Genomic DNA, 8489 nt, shown 5'->3' on the forward strand with positions numbered 1-8489 from the left:
AAACTAAATCTTCTTGACGAGGATTGGTTATTCTTTATCTTTCAAAGTATTTTGTTTTCTCGGTTCAGGTGTTTCCGGCTCTCGCCTTGGCACTTATTTAATATATCTATTCTATTTGCTTTCGTCAAGGGGTTTGACAAAGTTTTTTTTTAGCTCAGATACTCCGCCTTCTTTCCCTTGCTCCGAGGGCTTTTTGCAGGATCTGAGTTTTTCAATATTGCTTGATCGGAATGTGAAATGTCAAAATCACCTGGTTTTTTCTCGGATATTCCTCTAGGGGAGCATTTCAGACCAATGCGCTAATCCCAATAATCCCGATTTTTACTCAGCACCGCTAGTTCTTATATATATGATCGGTTAATCCATGAAACCAACTATATATATTCTTCCTGTTCCTCTACTTCCCCGTAGACCCTTTTGCGGATGATCTGTCAGGGGACTTGCCTAATGCTTCCCCTAGTCTTGGGGGAACCCAATACTAAAGAGACGGACTTTTACAGCGATCGCCCTTGGGCTGACTTGTGAGTTCGCACCAACTGAGCAGCATAACTCTGCAAATATATCTAATATTATTTGTCAACCATAGTTGACAAATTGTAATAATATTGTTAAATTAGATTACATAAAGTAACAAAAACAAGAAAAACTATGTACACAACTATTAACGAAAAGGGTATTCTCAATAACTATGCCAAAGAACCCCAAATATACTGCGCGACCTACCCCACCCAAGAGCAGCAACGTCAATATACTGTGCAAGCTGCGTTTGCTACATTACTTGTCACTACCTTAATTTTGGTTTCCTTGGGCGTTAGCTAAGAGTTTTTGATTTTCGTATCGGTATCTCTCATCGTCAATTCGACTTCTCCTTCTCACCCTGGTTAGTTTCACCAGGGTTTTTTGTTGTCCAAAAATAATTCATTGGCCCCAGGGAGTCTCAACATATCTCACCTTGAGGATTCGGGTGCTGGTGTGTCTAACATGATAATTTAGGTATCTACAATAAAAAAAATATCAAAATCAGATATAGTCAGGAAAATTAATGATTAGACCGCGTAAGTCCTTTGCCCAACATTGGCTCAAAAGTGAAAAGGCTCTGGATGCAATTATTAAAGCAGCAGAATGTCGTCAGAGCGATCGCATCTTGGAAATAGGACCGGGTACCGGTATTCTCACTCGTCGTTTACTACCCCATGTGCAATCTCTCATAGCAGTAGAAATAGACCTTGACCTGTGCAAACAGCTAGCCAAGCAACTGGGGAAAAAGGACAACTTTTTACTATTGCAAGGGGACTTTCTGATCTTAGACCTACCATCGCATCTAGCATCATTCACCAATTTTCACAACCCTAATAAAGTAGTAGCCAATATTCCCTACAACATCACAGGGCCAATCATCGAGAAGTTGCTAGGTACTATCGCCCACCCCAACCCAGAACCTTATGATTCCATAGTGCTACTCGTGCAGAAGGAAGTAGCAGAAAGATTGTATGCTAAACCTGGTTCCAGAACCTTTGGAGCCTTAAGCGTGCGGGTACAGTATTTAGCTGATTGTGAATTCATTTGTACCGTTCCCGCAGGTGCATTTTACCCACCACCAAAAGTAGACTCAGCAGTAGTGCGGTTGAGTCCCCGACAGATAGAAACCCCAGCAATTGACCCCCACAAATTAGAAAATCTAGTAAAACTCGGATTTGGTGCCAAACGCAAAATGTTAAGAAATAATTTGCAATCCATTGTAGAACGCGATCGCCTGAGCCACTTACTGGAACAATTAGAAATAAATCCCCAAGTTCGAGCCGAAGACCTGAGTGTTCAGCAGTGGGTAACTTTAGCCAACTTATTGACAAATGCTACCAGTTCTGTGTAAGCAAAGACAGAGAACATCAAGGACACAAACAAACAAGTTCAGCGTGGCTCGTCACAAAGATATGGTATTGAATAACTAAAATTCAGCAGTCAAAATGCGTTCATACACTCTAATTGCTCCCGCCAAAATCAACTTGTATCTGGAAATCATCGGCGACCGGTCTGACGGCTACCATGAGTTAGCGATGATACTCCAAAGTATCGGACTTGCGGACGAAATCAATGTACAGTCCCTTAGCAATCAACCGATTAGAGTCAATTGCAACCACCCACAAGTACCTACAGATAAAAGTAACCTAGCCTACCGAGCAGCAGCACTGATGGCGACGCAATTTCCTCAAGCCTTAGCTCAATATGGGGGCGTAGAAATTACGATTAACAAGCATATTCCCGTAGCTGCTGGATTGGCCGGAGGTTCCACAAATGCTGCAGCCGTGTTAGTGGGGATAGATTTACTGTGGAACCTGGGACTAACAAAATCAGAATTAGAAGAACTGGGTGCTACTCTTGGTTCAGATGTCCCGTTTTGCGTTGCGGGGGGAACAGTGATCGCCACAGGTAGAGGCGAGCAACTTTCTCCCTTACCAAATTTGGATAATATATATATAGTATTAGCCAAATATCGCAGCTTAGAAGTTTCTACAGCCTGGGCATACAAAACCTATCGCCAAGAATTTGGCAGTTCTTATCTCAGAGACACTGAGAATTTAGCGGCACGGGCGGCTGCAGTGCATTCGGCACCAATAGTTAAAGGTATCCTGAATAAAGATATAGGAGAAATTGCCCAAAAACTACACAATGACTTAGAACGTGTAGTTTTACCAGCTTATCCTCAAGTCTCACAACTGCGAGAACTATTTGCCGATCAACAAGGCGTTTTAGCAACCATGATGTCTGGTTCTGGGCCCACAGTTTTTGCCCTAGTGGAGTCTGAAGAACAAGCACAAGCAGTTAAGCTACAGATAAGGGCTGCACTTCCCGATGAGGACTTAGAATTATTTGTGACTCAGACTGTGATACATGGCATTCAGGTGACATCATCAGTGGGTTGAGTGAAGTAGAAATTTACCACCAAGATAGTAAGACACGAAGAACATATGAGTGACCCAAAAATAATACAACCAGAAGCTGAAAATCAGGTTCCACCAACTCCTTTACGTTGCATCACAGGATCGGTGTTTTCTGGAGGACTAGGATATGCTATGTATTCGCTAATGATATCCATAGCGACAACTTTCGCCACTAAACCTATCCATTCGGATAACCCCATGGTAGTAAATATTGGCTCTGCTGTCCGTACTTTAGTCGTCGGTGTAGTTGCCTTGGGATCTGGGATATTTGGTATAGTTGCAATTGGTTTGTTGGCGTTGGCAATGCAATTATTGCTACAGCAGTTAACAAAACCCAAAAACAGTTAACCTAGACCCAAAGCTGCATATTTTTGGTAATCAGGGTCAATACCAAGCATTTTATCACTACTAGGAATTTGAAAAACCTGGTTCTGATTTCTCCAATTTTTGGGCGATATACCATGATGCTGGCGAAATTGCCGGGAGAAATGACAAGCATTTTGGTAGCCTAGGGCTGTAGCAATTTGCTCTATTGTCTGATCAGTATCCGTCAATAAAGGACGGGCCGCGGCCATGCGGCGTTTGACAATCCAGCCATTAACAGTTTCACCTGTTCTCTTCGCCACTGTAGTGGTTAAGTATGCTGGTGAGTAACCAACGGCATCAGCTACGTTAGATAAGGTAATCCCTCGATGATAGTTAGCTTCAATGTAGTCGAAAACTTCTTTGAGATGGGGAACGGCTGGAAAAATTGAGTTAGATTTGACAGGTCGGTTTGTATTATCGCCTACCGATTCTAGCATTTGGTGAGATTGAGTTGCATACCAGCAACGCAAAAGAGATTGCTTTTCTAATCGGATAGCGATCGCTTTGTGTAATTCTTCCAAAGTAGAAGGTTTAGTAATATAGTCATCAGCTCCCAACTCCATACCCTTACGAACATCTGTCTTATTCTCGCTACCAGTGAGAAAAATAAACGGAATAATCGCAGTCACAGGATCTTGACGCATGGTATAAAGAACGCTATAACCATCCATACCCGGCATCACAATATCGCAAACCACCAAATCAGGAAAATGGGTTTGTGTTTTTTCAATACCAACCAAACCATTTTCAGCACCTATAGTATTAAAACCGACCGCTTCAAGACCCATTAAATAAAGATTACGGGTAGTAGCATCATCTTCAATTATGAGGATTGTTTTCGTAGATTCCTGTGTCATTTCTCTATTAATAGGATTTTTAGCAAGGAACAATCAGCAAACTGTCCACTAAACTCATAACTGGGATGTTACTACTGGTAACATGATCTTAAATGTTGTACTGACATCAACTTCACTTTCCACAACAATATGACCCCTGTGTAAGTCAACAAGGGTTTTGACAATAAATAATCCTAGCCCAGTACCTGGCAAATGATGAATATTGCTACCGCGATAAAATGGCTCAAATAATCGCTGTCTATCTGCAAGTGGAATGCCAATACCCCTATCTTTCACCTCGAAGACTACGTTCCCATGCTGACAGAATAGTTTAAGTTCGACCACGCTATCACTAGGAGAATATTTCATAGCATTATCCAGCAAGTTTATGATCATCGGCTCGATCAGTTTTTTATCTATACAGGCTGTTAAATAACCACTTTGGGGTAGTAAATTTATGCGTTTATGGCTACCACTTGTCTGCATTTGCACAATTAACTGATTACAGAACTCAACTAAATTCAATGGTTTGCCATCATAGTTAAGTTTAGCTGTTTGTACCTTCGCCAATAACAAAACATCATCTAAAATCTTGGTAATCTGTTCTACACCTGTTTTAACATGATCAAGTAATGGTTGTATTTTCTTGTCATTCGAGTCGCTAATATACCTTTTGAGCAAGCTATTAGAGAATAAAACAACATTTAAAGGAGTGCGACATTGATGGCATAACCTAGAGATGAAATCCCCTTGCAGTTGAGTCAGTTGTTTTATTTGTTCTAAAGTTTCCCTCGGGTCTGATTCTGTATTTAACCGATGCGATTCCGTCACATCCCAAATGCTCCACACTCTACCAATAATTTCACCTTCCAGCCACTGAGGCTGAGAATATTGAGCCAAAACTCTGCCATCTTTTAACTCCAAGATACCGTAGGTTTCCAGGTCATATTGACTGCATACCTGACTTATAATCTGGCAATATGCTTCTGGGTCTTTCAATTGGTTCTCAAAAAAAGCTTGATACTGCACATATTCCTGAGACTTGATCAGAGAGTTGGGTATTCGCCACATTTCCACAAATTTCTGATTAAAGCTGACAATCTCTCCTTTGAGACTGACTGCAACAATACCATGAGCAGTAGATTCTAGAGTAGAACGCAGTAGAAGAAGGGATTGTTGGAGGTGCACCTCCTTTTTCTTTAGTTCAGTGACTTCCTGTTCTAAATGCTCCTGAGTTTTTTTTAATTTGTCAGTCGAGTTGTACATACTCCCCCTACTACCTTATCAGGCCTCTGAATGGCGAAAGCTGCAATTAAACTTCCAACTTTGATGCTCATTTATGTATTTGACATACTCCCAAATTTAGAAACCAGGGAATTATGGGGTCAAAAATCTCGTAATTTCCAGGCATAAAATTGGCTTAATTTAGCTTGATTATGAGATTTGCATATAAAATAAACTTGTGATTTGAATGTACACATATCAGGTTCGTCTATAGTGCTTTACCATATTCTATTCATCATATTTGTATTTGCTATTTTTTCTCAATTCCTCATCAAACTATTAACACATTGATAAGAGGATGTTTTTAAAGCTCCTGATTAACCTTGGGTCTGGCGAAATCTGATAGAAGGATCTTTATAATTATATTATACCTCGTCAAAATATAGAAAATATATTTATTTACATAATTTTAGAAATAAAAATTGATTTTTATGCAGTAAACTTTCCTAAAAAGTAATTTTTATAATAAAAGATGTATCTGACTAATTTATCATAATCAATGACTTTAATCATAAAGATGTAAGGGGGAAATATATTCTTGAAAACCTATTAATCATCATAGATTTTCTTAGGTTTTAGTTATATATATCTCTCCTATATGTTTTGGAATAGATGGTTAATTTGTTATTTATAAAGTTAATTTTCATTATTTTCCGGTTGGATATATCTAACCATAGAAATATTGAAATATAAAATAATCTCCTGATTCATCTGTCATCAGATATACTTCAGTTTTACATTTATGGGGGTCTTCTCAGAATATCTATCCAAGGTTATAAAAATTGTAAAGATTTCATGTGTAGATAATCACAAAAGATTTTCTTACATAAATGTTGAGTAATAAATAATTCTCTTACTAAACTTGTTAATCATGAAAAGCAAGATAAATTCAACTTTACCAAGAGTGAATCTATTGACGGACAGCAACATATGATACTTGATGTTATGCCATAAGATAACATATGATTAAAAATCATAATACTATATCATAAAGTAGCAAAATAACCAACTATAATATTACCTTATTTATTGTTTGAGTAAAACCCAGGGCATAGAATTTGTGAGCTTGGGATATCATTTCAATGCTAAGGATAATAATTAAGCAGACCAATCAATCATAAAAGCGAAAGAAGAGATAAGTCTATCTAAAAATTGTTCATATATCTATGGCTAGAAATTGAGTACGCTTAATACAGAAGCTGCTTCTGCAACACGGTTTATCTGTAGGGGATAGTTTAACTAGATAACTATGAGAGATATAAAAATGCTCACTAGTTAAATCCACCCCTATTTTTCAACCCTTAAAGTTAATGCTTTTGAAATATCATCCTTGTGTGATATCAACCTTTTTATAGAGATAGTAAAAACTGCTCTAACTTCAAGACATTAGATCAAACTACCATGAATGCTCTCAGTACTTCAGCGCCGCGATTTTAGATTTCACTTGACATCATCAATCAAATGTGGATCTAGATGATAGGACTCCAAATTAACTAAGAGGGAAAGGTATGCATCAAATAAATAATACTTGTCACAGCCAAACGGCCAAGAAAATTAACACAGAACAAATTGAACAAATTATCAAAGCAATTATTGCTGGAAAGTATTCATGGGCCTGTGTATTAATTTTGCGGTTTTCCGGTTACAATCCTATAGACTACATCCCTTACCGCACCTACATTCGACTACTAAAAAATAATTGTCTAGCTGAAAAATCTAACTCGAAAGACACTGAGAAGAAAGAGGTTTTCGACATTAAGTCAAACTTGATTCGACTCTGAAAACAGTAGGAACTAGATTTCCAACTTGATATTTTCTGAGTCACCCTATCTCCAGATACATAGTACCTAATGATTTACCCAGTGACTACTGTTAATAGCCGTCTGCAACCGATTCTCAGAGAGATTGTGTGGCATAAAAAGCAGGAAGTAGCGCAAATGCACCAACAGATGTCGTTGGCTTCTTTGCAACGCCAGTTAACGGCTGCGCCAACGGTGCGAGATTTCTTGACTGCTTTACAACAAAATCTTGACAAACCTGGACTAATTGCAGAAATCCAGAAAGCATCACCATTGTATGGTAACATTCGCACAGATTTTGATCCCATAGCGATCGCCAAAGCTTATGAGCGAGGTGGTGCAGCTTGTATATCAGTGTTAACTGAAACTGCATTCTTTCGTGGTAGTTGGGAAAATTTGCGTGCTATCCGCCAGAGGGTAGCATTGCCTTTGTTGTGCAAAGATTTTATGATTGACCCGTGCCAAATTTATCTAGCACGAGCGGCAGGAGCAGACGCTGTACTATTAATAGCAGCTATTCTCACAGATCGGGAATTGCAAGACTTTCTCAGAGTAATTCACTATTTAGGGATGAATGCTTTAGTAGAAGTTCATAACTTGAATGAACTAGACCGAGTACTAAAGCTGGATGACATTCGTTTAGTTGTAATTAACAACCAAAGCCTAGAAGATTTCACCATTGATTTGAGTATTACGCAACAATTGCTAGCAGCTAGGCGATCGCAGTTACAAAACTTAGGTGTAATAGTTGTCAGCGAGTCTGGACTATATACAAAGGCTGATTTATGTTTGATGGCTGAGGCTGGTACACATGCGGTTATAGTAGGAGAACCATTAATTAAACAAGAAAATATAGAGCAGGCCGTGCGTTGTCTGGTTAAAGGTGATTAATCAACACCTAAGCCCAGCAGGGTATCCCTGTCAAAATAACCCGACCTGATCACCCCTACCCTTTAACGAGAGGATGAAACCCGAAACGACGGGTTTTAACCCGGGGTGTTTCTTATTTTCCCCCCTGACTTTCAATATAGTTTTTAACTACCTCCGTACTGACTTGACCTATTGACGCTACAAAATAGGTCGGTGTCTACAAAACAGGTAGTTTTTTTCAGTTCCGGGAATTCTATTAAACTAAGCCGGTCAGTCACCTGACCGACTCGTCTTCAAAACCGTACGTGAGATTTTCACCTCATACGGCTCCTCAGCAATATGGTTCTTGTCATGAATACCTACAAGACTTCCATCACTGGCTGTCTTTCTGTCGT

8 protein-coding genes and 1 pseudogene are annotated in these 8489 nt (G+C 39.2%); 6 read left to right on the top strand and 3 right to left on the bottom strand.

What is annotated here, in order from left to right; genetic code table 11:
* The first annotated feature begins 648 nt into the window (after positions 1-648).
* The 4 genes from psb34 to PN447_RS02965 all read left to right on the top strand — a co-directional run bounded on the left by psb34 (position 649) and on the right by PN447_RS02965 (position 3287).
* Complete coding sequence (psb34, locus tag PN447_RS02950) at positions 649-819, top strand: photosystem II assembly protein Psb34 (RefSeq protein ID WP_271760699.1); 171 nt, start codon at positions 649-651, stop codon at positions 817-819.
* 223 nt (positions 820-1042) lie between these two features.
* Positions 1043-1870, top strand: a complete 828-nt coding sequence (gene rsmA / locus PN447_RS02955) for a 16S rRNA (adenine(1518)-N(6)/adenine(1519)-N(6))-dimethyltransferase RsmA (RefSeq protein WP_271760700.1) — start codon at positions 1043-1045, stop codon at positions 1868-1870.
* 94 nt (positions 1871-1964) lie between these two features.
* Positions 1965-2921 carry a 4-(cytidine 5'-diphospho)-2-C-methyl-D-erythritol kinase gene (gene ispE, locus PN447_RS02960; protein ID WP_271760702.1) on the top strand — a complete coding sequence of 319 codons (957 nt, stop codon included), beginning with the start codon at positions 1965-1967 and terminating at the stop codon, positions 2919-2921.
* A gap of 45 nt (positions 2922-2966) precedes the next feature.
* Positions 2967-3287 (top strand): DUF3082 domain-containing protein, encoded by a 321-nt coding sequence (locus PN447_RS02965; RefSeq protein ID WP_271760703.1) that lies wholly within the window; start codon positions 2967-2969, stop codon positions 3285-3287.
* Here PN447_RS02965 and PN447_RS02970 read toward each other — a convergent pair.
* The gene (locus PN447_RS02970) at positions 3284-4162 is read right to left on the bottom strand and encodes a response regulator transcription factor (RefSeq protein ID WP_271760704.1); all 879 of its coding nucleotides are present in this window, start codon (positions 4160-4162) and stop codon (positions 3284-3286) included. The genes PN447_RS02965 and PN447_RS02970 overlap by 4 nt on opposite strands.
* A 54-nt stretch (positions 4163-4216) precedes the next feature.
* Positions 4217-5407, bottom strand: coding sequence for a sensor histidine kinase (locus PN447_RS02975; protein WP_271760705.1), 1191 nt, complete (start codon positions 5405-5407; stop codon positions 4217-4219).
* 1526 nt (positions 5408-6933) lie between these two features.
* Between PN447_RS02975 and PN447_RS02980 the strand changes: the two genes are divergently transcribed.
* Together PN447_RS02980 and trpC are read left to right on the top strand one after the other, a co-directional pair.
* On the top strand, positions 6934-7206 hold the full coding sequence (locus PN447_RS02980) for a HetP family heterocyst commitment protein (protein ID WP_271760706.1): 273 nt from the start codon (positions 6934-6936) through the stop codon (positions 7204-7206).
* A 69-nt stretch (positions 7207-7275) separates the two neighbouring features.
* Positions 7276-8115 (top strand): indole-3-glycerol phosphate synthase TrpC, encoded by an 840-nt coding sequence (gene trpC / locus PN447_RS02985; protein WP_271760707.1) that lies wholly within the window; start codon positions 7276-7278, stop codon positions 8113-8115.
* 112 nt (positions 8116-8227) lie between these two features.
* On the opposite strand, the pseudogene PN447_RS18675 reads toward trpC, so the two are convergent.
* Positions 8228-8348: pseudogene (locus PN447_RS18675) on the bottom strand (transposase); the annotation flags it as partial.
* Positions 8349-8489 lie beyond the last annotated feature (141 nt).

The sequence above is a fragment of the Anabaena sp. CS-542/02 genome, from assembly GCF_028331085.1.
Taxonomy (GTDB): Bacteria; Cyanobacteriota; Cyanobacteriia; order Cyanobacteriales; family Nostocaceae; genus Anabaenopsis; species Anabaenopsis arnoldii.

Excerpts from the sequence above, each read along its gene's own strand:
- rsmA (WP_271760700.1), top strand. The coding sequence starts at position 1,043 with ATGATTAGACCGCGTAAGTCCTTTGCCCAACATTGGCTCAAAAGTGAA.
- PN447_RS02970 (WP_271760704.1), bottom strand. The coding sequence starts at position 4,162 with ATGACACAGGAATCTACGAAAACAATCCTCATAATTGAAGATGATGCT.
- psb34 (WP_271760699.1), top strand. The coding sequence starts at position 649 with ATGTACACAACTATTAACGAAAAGGGTATTCTCAATAACTATGCCAAA.
- ispE (WP_271760702.1), top strand. The coding sequence starts at position 1,965 with ATGCGTTCATACACTCTAATTGCTCCCGCCAAAATCAACTTGTATCTG.
- trpC (WP_271760707.1), top strand. The coding sequence starts at position 7,276 with ATGATTTACCCAGTGACTACTGTTAATAGCCGTCTGCAACCGATTCTC.
- PN447_RS02965 (WP_271760703.1), top strand. The coding sequence starts at position 2,967 with ATGAGTGACCCAAAAATAATACAACCAGAAGCTGAAAATCAGGTTCCA.
- PN447_RS02980 (WP_271760706.1), top strand. The coding sequence starts at position 6,934 with ATGCATCAAATAAATAATACTTGTCACAGCCAAACGGCCAAGAAAATT.
- PN447_RS02975 (WP_271760705.1), bottom strand. The coding sequence starts at position 5,407 with ATGTACAACTCGACTGACAAATTAAAAAAAACTCAGGAGCATTTAGAA.